This window comes from Alkalibaculum bacchi, assembly GCF_003317055.1.
Classification (GTDB): Bacteria; Bacillota; Clostridia; order Eubacteriales; family Alkalibacteraceae; genus Alkalibaculum; species Alkalibaculum bacchi.
Window position 1 is genome coordinate 99,898 of record NZ_QNRX01000008.1, and the last position, 16,949, is coordinate 116,846.

The following is a 16,949-nucleotide window of genomic DNA, read 5'->3' on the forward strand; positions in this document are numbered from 1 at the left end:
GTTTTGCTGACCACCTGACCACCTTATTCCAATTTACACTCCAATTTATCCAGCGCCGGCCCGTCTAAAATATTTCCCTTGTAATCAAAGCGGGAGCCGTGGCAGGGGCAGTCCCATGTTTTTTCAGCGCTATTCCACTTTAACTCACAGCCTAAATGAGTACAAGTTGTATCAACTAGATATATTTTTCCATCCTTATCCATATAGGCACCTATTTTTTCACCATCTATTTCTACAGTATGTCCTTTACCAGGTTCCGTAGGTAGTTCTTTTGTTACGTCTTCTAATTTTCCTTTGATTAAGTCCTTCGCTACTTGTATATTATCAACTACTAATTTGAGTATGGATTTGCTGCTTAAATTTCGGTAAGGTTTATATAAATTCTCCCATTGACTTTCATTATTTGCAATTAAATCTGAAATCACTTTTGCAGCCACATGAGATGTAGTCATACCCCATTTCTTAAAGCCAGTTGCAATGTATACATGGTCTGTATAGCTAGTAATTTTTCCAATATAGGGAATATCATCAGGTGTCATCAAATCCTGAGTAGACCATCTATAGGGAATACCCTCTACAGTATATAGATCTTTGACAAAATCATATAGATTAACATAGTGAGCTTTTTCTTGTTCACCATGGGCCGTTTGATGGCTATCGCCGCCAATTAAGAGCAAAGCTTCCTCTTTGCTGATTTGGTTTCTAATAGATCTAGTAGGACTTTCAGCGCTAATGTACATGCCAGTAGGAAGTTCTTCTTTTATTTTTACTCCAAGAACATAAGATCGCTGAGGGACCATTCTAGTAAAATAAAAGCCAATATTATTCGTAAAAGGATAGTGGCAAGCGACTACTACCTTATTTGCTCGAATAATGTTTCCGCCTTTAGTATTTAAAGTACAGGGGCTACCTCTGTCGATATCATCAATTTGCGTCCCTTCAAAGATGAGGGCACCTTCCTTTTGAACATGCTCTGCAAGAAAAAGTAGGTATTTTCTAGGGTGAAATTGTCCTTGATTGGAAAATTTAACAGCACCTAAAATAGGGAGGGGAAGAAGTGATTCCTCTTCAAAACTAGCATCAATACCAGCCCTTTTAGCAGCCTCTACTTCATCTTTGATTTTTGGTAGATATTTAGAATCACAAGTATAGATGTAGGCATTTTCTTTTGAGTAATCACAGTCAATCTTTAATTCTTTAATAGTGTCTTCTATAAAAGAGACTGCCCATTGATTAGAATTAGCGTATTGTGTAGCTATTTCAAGGTCATTATTGATGATCATATTATGATAAATAAGGCCGTGCTGAGAAGTGATTTTTGCAGTGGTATGACCAGAAGCCCCTGTAGCAATTCTGTTCTTTTCAAAGATTGCTACTTTAAATCCACTTTTTTGCAGGAGATAAGCTGTTACAATGCCCACCATTCCGCCGCCGACAATAGCGACATCAACTTCTAAGTCTTCTTCTAATGGTTTATGATGGGTTTCTTCTGTAGAAGAAATCCAATAAGAATTTGCTTCCTCGTGAAATAAATTATCTTTATCAACCATGTAATACTTCCTTTCAATAGATCTTACATCTTAATTAGTATAAATGTTGACTTTAAAGCAATACCTTCATGTTAGTGACTGAGGACTAATGATTAGGGACTAACAGCTTTTTATATGGTCCAGATAGCTCGGTTCCTCCATGGTGTCCTGTATCCTTAAAAATGATGTTGTTTTTATTATCTAACAAAGTGATTGAGACTTTAGAGTTAATGGTCTCTTCAATTTTTCGGTCCATAGATCCAACTTTTGGAGCCATCAGTTCTCCCACATTATTGGATATTTCTACTTGAACCTTGAGCTCATGTTTGCTATTTTTCAAAGTGATGGATATAAGATGATCCTTAAGATTAAGATGTTTTATTTTGCAACTTGTATAAGTTGCAAAAGTATAGTGTTTGTCCCCAATTCTGAGAAAGCTAATAAAGCCTATAAAGAAGCTGCCAAACCATGGGATTTTTGCTATAGAAAACATAAAAGACACATTTTCTTTTGTAAAATGATTACATTGTACCCAGATCCAAGATTCGGGAAAGGATTTGCCCCAATCTTTTTCAATATAACCATAGCCATTATCAAAATTTACTATCTTCTTCTGATATACCATTTGTCCCTGAATATTGTGGCTAATATTTACAACCCCGTGATAACATTCCATAAGAGGAACAAAGGAAAAGGGACCCATTATGCCTGGGCAGAATCTGGTTTTAGGGTAGGGGATAGGATTGAGAAAATGTAATTCTCCTATACAGATGAAATTATCGTTTTCTAAATTCAGTATCATTCGATCTTTTGAAAAGTAATTATCCCCAATAATAACTTGGAATCTCTCACTATTGTACTTAAAATCGTCATAATCAAAAGGGATGTAGTGAGACTGCCCTATTATGCCATCAATGGCTTGAATAAAAGCTTCTTTTTCACCGTTTTTATTAATAGCAATGCCAGGGATAATGGATAGGATCGACTTTTGGTTCCCGTTAATAAGCTTAAAGTACCAACCTTCAAAATAATTTTTTTTCTTGTACTGACCTTGAAATATTTCTGGATTAAATAGTCTATTAATTCGATACATTTTACACCACTTTTGCCGTATTTTTCATTTGATAGTATCTCACTTGTAGAGATAAATTATTCATAGGAAAAATGTCTTTTAAGGTGGTAAGGTGGTCAGGTGGTCAGGTGGTCAGCAAGACCATAAATCGCCCTTGGCGATATGTAGCGAACGGTGTTCCACCGTTCCGAATTACGGTCACCATTGGTGACCTAAATTTCCGCTTTCCGCTTTCCGCCTTTCCCGTCCAACCGTCCAACGAACCAACCGACCAACCTACGCATTTGCGCAAAAAGAAAAAGTCCTAGGACAAATCCCAAGACTTTTCATGATAAATTAAATTACATATCAAACAATTCCGTGAGCCATCATAGCTTCGGCTACTTTTAAGAAACCTGCTATATTAGCACCTACTACTAGATTTTCGTTTTCTGCACCGTATTCTATAGCCGCTTTTTTTGCATTTTTAAAAATATCTACCATAATTTGTTGTAATTTTTCATTTACCTCTTCAACAGTCCATGAGTAGCGCATGCTGTTTTGTGACATTTCAAGGGCTGAGCAAGCTACGCCACCAGCATTTGATGCTTTTCCTGGTGAGAATAAGATATTGTTTTTAATAAATACTTCTATTGCATCAAGTGAACAAGGCATATTAGCTCCTTCGCAAACTGCAATTACGCCATTATTGATAAGAGTATTTGCAGCTTCTACATTGATTTCGCCTTGTGTTGCACAAGGTAAGGCAATGTCGCATTTTTCATTCCATATATCTTTGCAACCTTCTACATATTTAGCACTTGGTACTGCATCTACATATTCTTTGATTCGAGCTCTTTTCACTTCTTTTAATTCTTTTACTAGATCTAATTGGATACCATTTTCGTCTACAATATATCCATTAGAATCAGAACAAGCGATGACCTTAGCACCTAATTCCATAGCTTTTTCCATAGCGTAAATCGCTACATTTCCAGAACCAGATACAACTACTGTCTTTCCTTTAAAACTTTCATTTGCATGTTTTAACATTTCTTGTGCAAAGTAAATTAAACCGTATCCTGTAGCTTGAGTTCTTCCAAGGCTACCACCGTAGCTCAGACCTTTACCTGTTAAAACACCTTGTTCACGAACGTTTTTGATTTTATTGTAATATCCAAATAAGTAGCCTATTTCTCTAGCGCCAACGCCGATATCTCCAGCAGGAACATCTAAATCTGCGCTGATATGTTTTTGTAATTCAGCCATAAAGGATTGGCAGAATCTCATTACTTCATTATCGGATTTTCCCTTAGGATCAAAGTCAGAACCACCTTTGCCGCCACCCATTGGAAGACCTGTTAAAGAATTTTTGAAAGTTTGTTCGAAACCTAAAAATTTAATAATGCTTTGATTTACAGATGGGTGAAATCTTAAACCGCCTTTGTATGGTCCAAGAGCAGAATTAAATTGAACTCTAAAGCCTCTATTTACTTGCACCTTACCATTGTCGTCTACCCAAGGTACTCGAAAATAAATAACTCTTTCTGGCTCAACAATTCTCTCTAGTAATCCAGCTTCCATAAATTTCCGATTTTTTTCAAAAACAGGAACTAAAGAATTAAAAACTTCTTTTACTGCATCAAGAAATTCTACTTCGCCTGAATTTCTTTTTTCCACTTGCTCATAGACAGATTGTACGTACTGTTTGCTATTCATGTAGTGTTCCCCTCCATTTATAATATGCAACAAATTAAAACTACGAACATTAATTTGTGAAATGATTTAACATTCATGTCGTTTTTAATAATATAGCACCAGATAAAACTAGTGTCAAACGGAATTTTGAAGGAAGGTGGATTATTATTGCATTCAAAGGAAACTTAAATTTTTATACTCGCTAGGCTCAAACAGAAAAACTTCTTAAGGATCCCCTTTCCCTAAGCGAGACCAATCGTTTGCCCATGTTTTAGAAATACCATATTTTTTCTACCTTCTTTCCTAAGACAATCCCTAAGGGACTGATATGGAATAGGTTCATGGGATTATAGACTATGTAGAATAAACACTTGCTTTATTCTGATAAAGTGAGTATAATATTAAAAGAATATTTAACTGAAATAGTATAAAATTATTAAACGAGGAGGATTAATAGTGAAAAAATTAATAGCTTTATTTTTATTGCTGACGATGGTTGTAGGGTTGGCTGCATGTGGTAGCACAGGAAATAATGAAACAGATGATCAGTCCCAGGATGAAAGTGATTTAGCTTATGTGGAAGGAAATGGTAAGCTTATCATCGGCTACACTGATTACGCTCCCATGAATTATACCGATGAAAGTGGTACTTTTACAGGCTTTGACACAGAGCTAGCTACTTTGGTTTCTGAAAAACTTGGCCTTGAACCTCAATTTGTTGAGATCAACTGGGATACCAAGGAAGTGGAACTGAATGCAAAGTCCATTGACTGCATCTGGAACGGCCTAACAATCAGCGACGAGCGTAAGGCAACGATGGAAGTTACCCAACCTTATATAAAAAATGCCCAAGTGGTTGTGGTAAAAGAAGGTACTGAATATGAAGACACTTCGTCCTTAATTGGCAAGAATATAGCTGCTGAGCAAGGTTCTGCCGGTGAAACCACCATTCAGGGAGATGACAACTTAAAGCAAGCAAGTTATATTCCTAAGACATTGCAGACTGAGGCCCTTATGGAAGTAAAAGCCGGGACTGCTGACGCTGCTGTCTTAGACTTAACACTGGCAAATACCATGACAGGCGAAGGTACCAACTATAAGGACATTACCATTGTAGATAAATTGGCAGAAGAGAATTATGGGGTTGCATTCCGCAAAGGTTCTGATATTAGTGAGGAAGTGAACAAGATTTTTGACGAACTTGTTGCAGACGGGACCATGGCTAAATTAGCTGAAAAGTATGGACTAGATCTAGCACAATAGACTATAATACATATGAAATGAAGCGAGGGACAGAGGGTAAACCTCTGTCCCCCTGCTTTTTTAATTGAGGTGAAAGAAATATGGATCAGATTTATGTAATTGTTGGTCGGCTATCAGATAGCTTTTTGCTTAATTGTAAGATATTTATAATAACCCTTTTGTTCTCACTACCCTTAGGCCTGTTAATTGCTTTTGGATCCATGAGCCGTTTTCGTCCCCTTCGTTGGCTTGTGCGAACATTTGTATGGATAATCCGTGGAACTCCATTGATGCTACAGCTTATCATAATTTTTTATGGACCGGGACTTTTGGACATGTCTTTTACATGGCCAAATGGTGAGTCTGGGCGTTTTGTAGCAGCAACTGTTGCCTTTGTTATCAACTATGCCTGTTATCTTTCAGAAATTTATCGAGGCGGTATTGAAGGAATACCTAAGGGCCAATACGAAGCTGGTGAGGTCTTGGGCATGACAAAGAGTCAGATATTTTTCAAGGTAACATTGCTTCAAGTGGTAAAGCGTATACTTCCTCCTGTGGGTAACGAGATTATTACCTTAGTGAAGGATACGTCCCTGGCCCGTATTATTGCCAATAAAGAGATCATTATGATGGCCGGAGAATACAGCAGTAAAGGACTTATTTGGCCTCTTTTTGCCACAGGGATTTACTTTCTTGTATTTGTGGGGGCATTAACCATACTACTTGATTGGCTAGAGAAGAAACTGAGCTATTTCCGTTGATAAAAGGAGGAAATTGGAATGTCAATTTTAGAAGTAAAAAATATTGAAAAACGCTTTGAAAGCTTGCAAGTTTTGCAGAAGATTGATTTTTCCTTAGAAAAGGGAGAATCAATTGCAATTATAGGTTCTTCTGGAAGTGGAAAGACCACCTTGCTCAGGTGCCTTAACTTCCTAGAAAGGCCTGATAATGGAAGCATCTCTGTAAATAATAAGGTGATTTTTGACGCAATGGATCCTGTTACTCAAAGAGATAGTGAAGTGCGAAAAAAGCGATTACATTTTGGATTGGTTTTTCAAAACTTTAACCTATTTCCTCAATACACAGTCCTAAAAAATGTTACATTGGCAGCGGAACTGTTGGCTCAAGAGCGTCCAAGCTTTAAACAGGAGAAAAAAACGATCTTGAATGAGATTCAGGATCGGGGTAAAATGCTTTTATCCCAAGTTGGCCTGTCGGATAAGCTGGATTATTATCCACATATGATATCCGGTGGACAGCAACAGCGGGTGGCTATTGCTCGCGCCCTAGCGCTAAATCCAGACATTTTGTGTTTTGACGAACCTACCTCTGCCTTAGACCCGGAGCTCACAGGGGAAGTATTGAAGGTTATTAGGAATTTGGCAGACCGCAATACGACAATGATCATTGTGACCCATGAAATGGATTTTGCTCGGGATGTGGCAGACCGCGTTATCTTTATGGATGCTGGTGTAATTGTGGAACAGGGCACCCCTCAGGAAGTCTTTAGCAATCCTAAAGAAGAGAGAACGAAGCAGTTTCTATGCAGGTATAATAAAGAGTAAGGCAACACTGAAATGTAGCAATTTAAAGTGGGACTCAAAATGTTAAAAAAAGTAATCCTTCATGGGATTACCGTGAGAGGATTTCATAAAATTATTGACTGGTATTTAATTCATATGGTAAAATAATGATATAAGCACGTTAAAAGGGAGTAGTTTTAAATGCATAGTCAACAATTACTGGTTAAATAAATTTAACTTGGCTATGTGTCCATTTAGGTAACGAGACTTTTAATACGATTCTTAAGAATTGTGTTAAAAGTCTTTTTTTTATCGCGTAAGTGCGAAAAACTTGCAAAGCGCCTTTTCTCGCTTAACTTACTAGATTGCCAAAAAAGTGGGGAATACTATTTGTCGTAAAGAAAATTTACTTTCTATGGCATAAAGTTTTCTTGAACTCATTATTACATCTTGCTATTATGGGTATTATATATCCTTAGATAAATAAAAAATCAGAGAGGTGTCAAAAACATGTGGTTTTCAAAATCCAGTAAAGAAGTCTTAAAAGAGTTGGATGTTAATCCTGCAACTGGACTTAGCAACCAAGAAGCTCAAAAGAGACTGGAGAAGTACGGTGAAAATAAGCTTAAAGCAAAACCTAAAAAAAGCTTACTTTCATTATTTTTAGCACAGCTAAACGATATGTTGATTTACGTGTTATTAGCTGCAGCTGTTATAACATTAGTTATCGGCGAATACGTAGATGCAATTATCATCATTTTGGTTGTTTTAATCAATGCATTTGTAGGTCTCATTCAAGAATCAAAGGCTGAAAAGGCTATAGAGGCATTACAGCAGATGACTACACCTAGAACTTTAGTAAAGCGTGATGGAGAGATTAAGGAAATCAATTCGGAACACGTTGTGCCCGGAGACATCGTAGTAATTGATGCAGGTCGGTTTATACCAGCTGATATTCGTCTCGTTGAGAGTGTAAACTTGCAAATTGAAGAGTCCGCCTTAACAGGTGAGTCTGTTCCAACAGATAAGGATTCAAATACAATATTTGAAGATCCAAAGACTCCAATTGGTGACAGATCTAATATGCTCTTTATGTCTACTCTTTCTACTTATGGTAGGGGAGAAGGTGTTGTAGTTGGAACGGGCATGGAAACAGAAATGGGTAGTATTGCCAAAGCATTAGATGAAGATGTAGATGAAATGACTCCTCTTCAAAGAAGGCTTGACGAATTGGGTAAAGTCCTTGGGTTTATATGTATTGGGATATGTGCAGTCATATTCATTGTCGCATTGATTCAAGGTAGAGAGTTATTTGATATGTTCCTAACGGCTATTAGTTTAGCTGTTGCTGCTATACCAGAAGGTTTAGCTGCTATTGTAGCTATTGTATTATCGATTGGTGTAACCAAAATGTCTAAAATCAACGCTATTGTTAGAAAACTTCCAGCCGTTGAGACACTTGGTTCTGTAAATGTAATTTGTTCAGATAAAACAGGTACTTTAACACAAAACAAGATGACAGTAGTAAAACACTATGTCATGAATCACCTAAAAGATGTGCCAGCAGAAGGAGCAGGCTTTAAAGGTTCTGATGATGAGAACGAACTTATCAAATCTTTTGTATTATGTTCTGATGCAACTTATGAAAATGGTCAAGGCACTGGTGATCCAACAGAAGTAGCATTAATTGTCCTAGGTAATAGGCACAATATGACAAAAAATGATTTGAATCAAAAATATAAAAGAGTTGGGGAAAAACCTTTCGACTCTGACAGAAAATTAATGTCTACTTTAAATGAAGAAGGAAATGGATATAGGGTCCACACAAAGGGAGCTATTGACAATATCCTTCAAATTGCCACTCACGCATTAGTAGATGGCCAAGTTGTACCACTAACAGAAGAATTAAAACAACAGTATTTACAAATAACATTAGAAATGTCAAATGATGCTCTTAGAGTATTAGGAGCTGCTTATAAAGATGTAGACAGTATAATCGATGCGGATGAAATGGAAAATGGGTTAACAGTTATTGGACTAGTTGGTATGATTGACCCTCCACGATTAGAAGTTAAAGATTCTATTGCAGAAGCAAAAATGGCAGGTATTAGGTCAATAATGATTACAGGGGACCATAAAAATACAGCTGTAGCCATTGCAAGACAATTAGGTATAGCAGACTCTATAGAGCAAAGTTTAACTGGTGCAGAAATTGATCAGATGAGTGATGATGAATTTGCTCAAAAGATCAATAATTACAGAGTATTTGCAAGGGTATCTCCTGAGCACAAAGTTAAAATCGTTAAAGCATTCAAATCTCATGGAAACATCGTTTCTATGACTGGAGATGGTGTCAACGATGCACCTTCTTTAAAAAATGCAGATATTGGTGTAGCTATGGGTATAACAGGTACAGATGTATCTAAAGGCGCTAGCGATATGATTTTAACAGACGACAATTTCTCAACGATTGTTCATGCAGTTGAAGAGGGAAGAAATATTTATAACAATATTAAAAAAGCAGTTATCTTCTTATTGTCTTGTAATTTAGGAGAAGTTATCTGTATCTTCCTAGCGATATTGTTAAACTGGCCAATCCCACTAATTGCTACTCAGTTGCTTTGGATCAACTTAGTTACGGATTCACTTCCAGCGTTAGCGTTGGGAATGGATCCTGGCGATAAAGATGTAATGAAAGAAAAACCAAGAGATCCAAAAGAAAGCTTCTTTGCTAACGGAGCTGGTTTCAGAGCGATTTTAGGTGGAACTTTAATAGGTTTATTGACACTTGGAGCTTTCTACTTTGGTTTAGTAGAGCATGGTCACTATATTGGCGAAGTAAATATGCCTGAAGAAGCTATAACATATGCAAGAACAATGGCCTTCGTCGTATTAGCAGTATCACAATTGTTCTATTCATTAACTATGAGAAATTCTAAGAAATCCATATTCCAAGTAGGATTTATGACGAATAAATTGCTTATTGGTGCGATTATTGCGGGAATCTTCCTACAATTTATTGTAATATCCGTACCATTTCTAGCAGATGCTTTTGGTGTACAAATGCTTACATTATTTGACTGGGGAGTTGTACTAGTTTTCTCATTAATACCTTTCTTAGTAAATGAAGCTGTTAAGGGATTTATGAGACTTAAAGATAAATAAAAAAGTAAAGATCACTATGCTTCACTGCTTACAATAATAAATTGTCTGCAATGAAAAAACCCTTTTATTGAAGGTATTATTCAATAAAAGGGTTTTTTTATTATAAACAAAAATTATTTATAAAATCATATAAGATGAAATAAAATTAAAAAAGTTTATATAAAATACAATTTTGATGTTTATGTGGTAAAAGTTAGGGAATATATTAAATATATACATATTATGACAAATAAATTAATAAACACATATATAATTATATATATAACTATAATATTTTATAGTTTATTCTACATAATTGTATATGGAATTAGATAAAGGCAAACCTGATGAAAATCAGGGACGCAAAGCTAAGAGTCTAAGGCAATGAAAATTGCTACGACAGTCAAGCCGCCAAATTTATGGCGGCTTTTGCTGTACCTAGGACAAATGAATATACAAAAGAAAAAGGCAAACCTAATGAAAGTTTGGGACGCAAAGCTATGAGTCTAAGGCAATGAAAATTGCTATGACAGTCAAGCCGCCAGAAGTGAGTTCAGGCGGCTTTTTTATATAGACGAAAGTATTCCTTTTATCATTATTTACTAGCATCTTGTAATAACACATAAAGATAGAACCCTAGTGCATTTTTTTACATGAAAAAAGCAAAAGACACTATCACAAAGACGAATGGAGGGATTATTTTGATAAAGATTGACCTTTGTTTAGATTTAAAAGAGGAGGTGAAAACTCAATGAGATCGAAAGGAAAAAAGAGAAAATTTAGTTTATTTATGGTATTTGTATTGCTTTTCTCTTTATTAGCCTCTTCACTGGTGGTCATGGCGGAGACAGTAGATTCTAATTTGGAGATGAATAGTGTAAATGTTTCTGAAGAGGAACTTACTCTAACAGGGCTCCTATCTGAAGGACCAAAAGTAGAACAGCTGGTAGAAGAGCCAAAAGTAGAACAGCTGGTAGAAGAGCCAAAGGTAGATCTGCCAGCTGAGGAACCGAAAGTAGAAACACCGACAGAGGAACCTAAGGATGAGTCACCTGCCGAGGAGCCAAAAGTAGAAACACCGACAGAGGAACCGAAGGGTGAGGCACCTATCGAGGAACCGGAGGGTGACATTGTGGAGAAAACCGTAGAAGTTGCTCCGGTTTCCGACGATGATACTCCTATACGGGATGCAAACACCAACAAGGAGAGCGCCCCTTTAACTGAGGTCCTTACAGTTGCACCAATGGCAGTTGGTCCAATACCTATTGTGAACTACTTTGCAGCAACAGGTAGTAGCACAAATGATCACTATTCAGTAGTCGGCGTTTATATCACTCCTGATAATAATATTCACCTGTTGATAGACAACGACAAGAATACTGCAAATCAGACGAGGTTTTATGATCCCATGCTAAATGGGGTAGCAGCTGCAGGATACGGTTTAACGCCTCAAAATTACGATCCTTATTGGAAGGAGTTGGGAAATAGTGTAACTTTAACGTCTCCAGGCAATCCTGACAGAGTAATTACAGGTGTAAGGCTATTTACTTTTAATTTAGGACCGATGATGGGTTCTCTTAAAGAGAGTAATACCTTGCAAATTCTTAACAGTGCGGATGGCTTTAGTATTAGAGGCTTAACATTTACGATCAATATGGGTCATACCATAACTAAGACCGTTGACAAAGCCAATGCCACAATTGGAGACGAATTGATCTACACCATTGCAGTTAAGAATACAGGCGATTTTATCCTTAGAGGCATTAACGTGACGGATACCATCCCTTCAGGCACCACAGTACTTAAAGTTTCTAAGGACAATGGTGCAACGTGGGTTGATCCGGTCATTGCAGGTAATGTCATCACTTTAGACACCAATATTGATTTGGTCGCCGGGGCGTCAAAGACCTATAAAGTAAAAGCATTTATCAATGATAATGTGACAAATGGTCAAACCCTTGATAACACAGTTGCAACGGGCGGGAACGTACCTACACAAACGGCTACTGCTCGAGTTACAGTTAAAACGGCAAACGTAACTGTCAAAAAAATTATTACTGGAAATTTTGGTGAGGTATCACGTGAATTTCCATTTACCGTAAAGGCAAACAAGAATGGTGGACATTATACTGAGAAAACATTTGACTTTCACTTACACCATAATGAAACACATACCATCCCAAACCTGCCGACAGATGCTGTTTTGGCTCTGACAGAAGTAAATGGCGATTATGTTGTTACTGTAACCGTAGATGGCAATCCTATTACCCCCGTTACAGATGTATATACTATCAATGTAGGATCTATGGCTACCAAAACCATCACCGTCACTAATGAGAAAAATGTTGTTATTGATACAGGTATTTCTCTTGATTCACTACCATATGTTTTGATTCTCGTATTCACAGTAGTTGGCTTAGGTGTAATGGTTATTCGCAAGCGCAATATTCACAATTAAAGCTAATAGGAGACACGTTAATAGGAGGTTATTATGAAGGGCAAACAAGAAACCAATTGGACTCAAGTTTTAAATACACATAAAAACACAAGCAGAGAATCCCTAGGCGAAACCGAAAATAATTTTGATGACTGCCGATTTAACCCTGAGCAAAAGGCAATTGCACAGTGGTTAGAGGACATTCACTTTCAAAAACAGTTCTTCGGAGGCATAAACGAGGAGGATGTTTGGAAGAAAATTGGCGAATTGAATGCTATGTATGAAGAAGCTTTAAAAGTGGAACGCATACGATATGATACCCTGCTTGAACACTACAAAAAAATCTGTAAAATTACTGAATTTAATGGTACTCATGAGGAAATGCTTGATAGGGAGAAGGTCGGTAATGAGTAAAATCCTAGAACTTATCAATATCTCTGATACTATAAAAAGACGAAAAAAGGAATCAGCAATAAAAGTGGCCTATATGGATCTTTTACAGAGAATCCTCTTGCTAGTAATTATTGGGTACCTTATACTTACGCAAATCTTCTTAATTGTTCGAGAAAGTGGAAATGAAATGTTCCCAGCAATTAAGGATGGTGATTTGATCATCGTTTTTCGGTTACAGCGAGAATTTGAAAAAAACGATATTGTAAGCTACAAGGTTAAGGGAGTCCGGCATACAGGGCGAATCTTAGCCAGGGAAACAGATATAGTCACAATAGATGACAGCGGAACATTGCTTGTCAACGGAACAGCTCAAGTGGGAGAAACATTTTATCCCACTTACGCTAGGGGGGGAATTGAGTATCCTTACCGAGTACCAGAAGACTCCGTCTTTGTTCTAGGAGATTACAGAACGCAAACAGTTGACAGCCGGGATCTTGGCCCCATTTCTACAGATGCAGTAGAAGGTAAGGTAATTACCATACTTCGAAGAAGAGGTTTGTAAGCTTCAAGGAAGTGATTTGATCAAAATAATATGTATCTTATGCTGCAAAAGCAGATACAGATAAAAATTAAAAGGGAGGATTTAAAATGAAGAAATTTTTGGTTATTTTCTTGGCGTTGGCAATGGTATTTAGTATGGGCGGTACGGCATTCGCAACTACCCCTGGATATGTAGACGGAAGCCCAGTGCGAATTGAAAAGGCACTTACTATTAATAATCCAGGAACGGTTAATCCAGTAGAAACTTTTAAATTTACTGTTGATACGGGATCAGGATTAAGAGATGGAGTAGCTATAACAGCTCCAGAGTTTAGCCCAGCTTCATTTACAATTGATGTTGCACAAGGTGCAACAACGGGTTTTGCAAACATTGTTTTACCTACTTTTACTCAGGTTGGAGTATACACCTACCCTATCACTGAAGTAATAGGTAATACAGCTGGTATGAATTATGATGGCGCAACGTACAATCTAGTAGTTACAGTAATTAACAATCCTAATGGTGCTGGATTCCTACGTGTTCTCACACTTACAGATGATAAGAACGTTAAACGTGATGCCTTTAAAAACGATTTTGACGCTGGTAATTTAACGATTAAAAAAGAAGTTACTGGTAACTATGGAGATCCAAATGATCAATTTACAGTTACTGTTACACTAACACCAATTGGAGATAAAGTTATAAAAGCAGATCCAATTCTAGCATCAGGTGGGACTAAGGAAGTGAGCGGTGATGGAACGGTTACAATCACTTATACTGTTAAAAAGGGATCAGAGTTCACTATTCAAAACATCCCATATGATGTGAACTATACTGTAGTAGAAGCAGCTAACGATAAGGATTATACAGTAAGTTATGATGCCAATGCAAGTGGGGAACTTGATGCGGCAGCTATAACGACTACTATTACAAACAATAGAGACACAACTGTTAAAACAGGCATCAGCCTTGACAATTTGCCTTATGTGATTCTTCTAGTATCTGCACTAGGTGGCTTGGTAGTATTTGTTATGAAAAAACGCTTATCTCATAACAGCTAATAAATTCTGCAACTAAGGATAATGAATTTGATTTAATACAAGGGTTCAGATGGTGCATTTGCATCATCTGCTACCCAATTTACAGTAAAGGATTGGAGTGTAATTCCATGAAGGTTTCTGAATTAATCCTCAAAGTAGCCAATGGGCTTATAAGTTTTGTAATTATATTATCCTTAAGTTTAGCAGGTTTATATGCAGCTTATGCCCTATGGGATAACAGTTTAATCTATGCTGCAGTAGACGATGCTCAAGCAGATATGTTAAAGCTAAAGCCTCAAGAGGATAAACCTACCTTTGATGAATTGCTTGCTATTAATCCTGACGTCCAAGCATGGCTTACATTAGATAATACAAATATCGACTACCCTGTCTTACAAGGAGAAACGAATCTAAATTACATCAATACAGATGTATATGGCAATTTTGCGCTTGCTGGAAGCATTTTTCTCGACTCACGAAATGATGGGGATTTTTACGACACTTATTCCCTGCTGTATGGTCATCATATGGATAACGGCAAAATGTTTGGCGATCTTAGTTTATACAAAGAGGAAGCATTTTTTAAGGAGAACAAAACAGGAACGCTTATTTTACCCGACAGGGTCTATAAATTAGAAATCTACGCTTGCTTACTTGTTTCGTCTTCAGAAGAAGCAATTTTTAATCCGAAACGATGGCAAGATAATATAGATGATTTGCTACAATTTGCAGACAGTAATGCTTTATACTTAAATGAGGTCGCAATAGAAAATGCCATGAACTCAACGGATGGAGACCCGCAAATTTTGGCTCTTACAACTTGTTCGTCAGAATTCACAGATGCAAGGACGGTTATTCTGGCGGTTATGGAACCATATGTTCAACAGCAGAATAGAACAGTAGAATAGGAGGATTGTGAAAATGAGAAGAAAGCATACAAAGTTTATGAAGGTACTACTCATACTTGCGACGTGCCTAATCGTACTTAGACCAACTGCCCTGGCGGCAGAGGTACGAAGCGGCGAAATACCGGTTACTGTGACTCTAGGTGGTTCGCCCCCAACGGTGGACGAAGATTATAAAATAATCATGAAAGCCGATAATCCAGTTAACCCTATGCCAGAGGGTAGTGTAGACGGAGTTTTTAGTATGATTATTACAGGAGCAGATACGGCTAGATTACCAGGGATTGAATTTTCATCACTCGGCGTCTACACGTACACGATTTCTCAGGAAGTCGGCACCAACAAATTAGCCACCTATGACAGTAGGATATATAATCTCGTCATCTACGTAACAAATGCAGAAAATGGCGATGATCTTGAGACTACAGTGATTTTGTACAAATCTGGTGAAACGGATAAGCTCGAAGAAGTAAAATTTTATAATGAGTATGAAGAAGAAATTGTCGACATCCCCAAAAATCCAAGTGAATTACCTAAAACGGGAACAAGTACGATGACGATTGTACTTATTCTATTTGGAATTGCTTTAATAGCTGTTGGATTAATACAATTACCAAAGGGTAGAAGTAAATAAAAGTAGCAAATATAAAATCCTAGGGTTTGCTCTAGGATTTTTAATATTATTTGTCTTTTTGAATAAATATAGTTTATTATTAAATAAACTAGAATAGTGCGAAAATCTGTGAGAATCGGTGATTACATGAAAAAAACAATCTCAACACTCCTTATTATTATAGGGATTTTATTAGTATCTCTGCCTTATATTAGTGACTTTATGTTAAAGCTATCAAATGATGCCAATAGCAAAGAGATAGATAAGATTACATGGGAAGATATTGAAAAAAACCAAGAAAGCAAAGCTGAGTTTAATTTAGATTCTGTTCAAGATGTGAATCTTACGAGGACACTATTAGGTTCAAGAAATCTTGATAGAAATCTTATTATCGGTCAACTGATTATTCCTGATATTGATTTGAGTTTGCCAATCCTAAAGGGTATTTCAGAGAGGAATTTGCTAGGTGGAGTAGGCACCATGAAGAAAGATCAAAAAATGGGTCAAGGCAATTATACTTTAGCAGGCCATTATGTTAGCAGAAAAGATACCCTTTTTGGAGGGTTAATGGATATTAAAGAGGGAAGTACGATTTACATGACAGATAAAAAGACGATGTATGAGTACATCGTCTATAAAATAGAAATCGTGCAAGATACAGCTATAGAAATGTTATCCGATGATCGTTCTAATGAACGGGAAAAGCCCATCGCATCCCTTATGACCTGCTATTATTCTTCTAAAACCGGCAAAAGGTTTTTCGCCATAGGAGAGCTTGTAGACCAGTACCCCTATATTGAACAGTAGTTGAGCGATGGCGGAACAATTGTTAG

The 16,949-nt window shown here is 37.0% G+C and carries 14 protein-coding genes and 2 riboswitches; of the genes, 11 read left to right on the forward strand and 3 right to left on the reverse strand.

Annotated elements, in window-relative coordinates; all coding sequences use genetic code 11:
* Positions 1-23 precede the first annotated feature (23 nt).
* The 3 genes from DES36_RS07605 to gdhA all read right to left on the reverse strand — a co-directional run bounded on the left by DES36_RS07605 (position 24) and on the right by gdhA (position 4,299).
* The gene (locus DES36_RS07605; protein ID WP_113920629.1) at positions 24-1,550 is read right to left on the reverse strand and encodes an FAD-dependent oxidoreductase; all 1,527 of its coding nucleotides are present in this window, start codon (positions 1,548-1,550) and stop codon (positions 24-26) included.
* Between the two features lie 85 nt (positions 1,551-1,635).
* Positions 1,636-2,622 (reverse strand): tocopherol cyclase family protein, encoded by a 987-nt coding sequence (locus DES36_RS07610; protein ID WP_113920630.1) that lies wholly within the window; start codon positions 2,620-2,622, stop codon positions 1,636-1,638.
* A 327-nt stretch (positions 2,623-2,949) separates the two neighbouring features.
* Positions 2,950-4,299 (reverse strand): NADP-specific glutamate dehydrogenase, encoded by a 1,350-nt coding sequence (gene gdhA / locus DES36_RS07615; RefSeq protein ID WP_113920631.1) that lies wholly within the window; start codon positions 4,297-4,299, stop codon positions 2,950-2,952.
* Positions 4,300-4,734: 435 nt separating this feature from the next.
* Between gdhA and DES36_RS07620 the strand changes: the two genes are divergently transcribed.
* From DES36_RS07620 to DES36_RS07670, 11 genes are all read left to right on the forward strand, one after another.
* Positions 4,735-5,541 carry an amino acid ABC transporter substrate-binding protein gene (locus DES36_RS07620; protein ID WP_479722699.1) on the forward strand — a complete coding sequence of 269 codons (807 nt, stop codon included), beginning with the start codon at positions 4,735-4,737 and terminating at the stop codon, positions 5,539-5,541.
* Positions 5,542-5,621: 80 nt separating this feature from the next.
* Entirely contained in the window at positions 5,622-6,281 is a 660-nt protein-coding gene (locus DES36_RS07625; RefSeq protein WP_113920633.1) for an amino acid ABC transporter permease, read from the forward strand.
* A gap of 18 nt (positions 6,282-6,299) precedes the next feature.
* Complete coding sequence (locus tag DES36_RS07630; protein WP_113920634.1) at positions 6,300-7,085, forward strand: amino acid ABC transporter ATP-binding protein; 786 nt, start codon at positions 6,300-6,302, stop codon at positions 7,083-7,085.
* A gap of 468 nt (positions 7,086-7,553) precedes the next feature.
* Positions 7,554-10,208: a cation-translocating P-type ATPase gene (locus DES36_RS07635; protein WP_113920635.1), complete on the forward strand. Its 2,655-nt coding sequence runs from the start codon at positions 7,554-7,556 to the stop codon at positions 10,206-10,208.
* A gap of 306 nt (positions 10,209-10,514) precedes the next feature.
* A riboswitch (cyclic di-GMP riboswitch) is annotated at positions 10,515-10,603 on the forward strand.
* A 41-nt stretch (positions 10,604-10,644) separates the two neighbouring features.
* A riboswitch (cyclic di-GMP riboswitch) is annotated at positions 10,645-10,733 on the forward strand.
* A 205-nt stretch (positions 10,734-10,938) separates the two neighbouring features.
* Positions 10,939-12,645 (forward strand): DUF5979 domain-containing protein, encoded by a 1,707-nt coding sequence (locus DES36_RS07640; RefSeq protein ID WP_113920636.1) that lies wholly within the window; start codon positions 10,939-10,941, stop codon positions 12,643-12,645.
* A gap of 33 nt (positions 12,646-12,678) precedes the next feature.
* The gene (locus DES36_RS07645; protein ID WP_113920637.1) at positions 12,679-13,038 is read left to right on the forward strand and encodes a hypothetical protein; all 360 of its coding nucleotides are present in this window, start codon (positions 12,679-12,681) and stop codon (positions 13,036-13,038) included.
* Positions 13,031-13,579, forward strand: a complete 549-nt coding sequence (gene lepB / locus DES36_RS07650) for a signal peptidase I (RefSeq protein ID WP_113920638.1) — start codon at positions 13,031-13,033, stop codon at positions 13,577-13,579. The genes DES36_RS07645 and lepB overlap by 8 nt, the downstream gene beginning before the upstream one ends.
* Before the next feature lie 86 nt (positions 13,580-13,665).
* A complete protein-coding gene (locus tag DES36_RS07655) occupies positions 13,666-14,619 on the forward strand; it encodes a DUF7601 domain-containing protein (RefSeq protein WP_113920639.1) in 954 nt (317 codons plus the stop codon).
* Between the two features lie 107 nt (positions 14,620-14,726).
* Positions 14,727-15,506 (forward strand): class B sortase, encoded by a 780-nt coding sequence (srtB, locus tag DES36_RS07660; protein ID WP_113920640.1) that lies wholly within the window; start codon positions 14,727-14,729, stop codon positions 15,504-15,506.
* Between the two features lie 13 nt (positions 15,507-15,519).
* The gene (locus DES36_RS07665; RefSeq protein WP_113920641.1) at positions 15,520-16,137 is read left to right on the forward strand and encodes a Spy0128 family protein; all 618 of its coding nucleotides are present in this window, start codon (positions 15,520-15,522) and stop codon (positions 16,135-16,137) included.
* Positions 16,138-16,263: 126 nt separating this feature from the next.
* Positions 16,264-16,923 carry a class A sortase gene (locus DES36_RS07670; RefSeq protein ID WP_113920642.1) on the forward strand — a complete coding sequence of 220 codons (660 nt, stop codon included), beginning with the start codon at positions 16,264-16,266 and terminating at the stop codon, positions 16,921-16,923.
* The last annotated feature ends 26 nt before the right edge of the window (positions 16,924-16,949 follow it).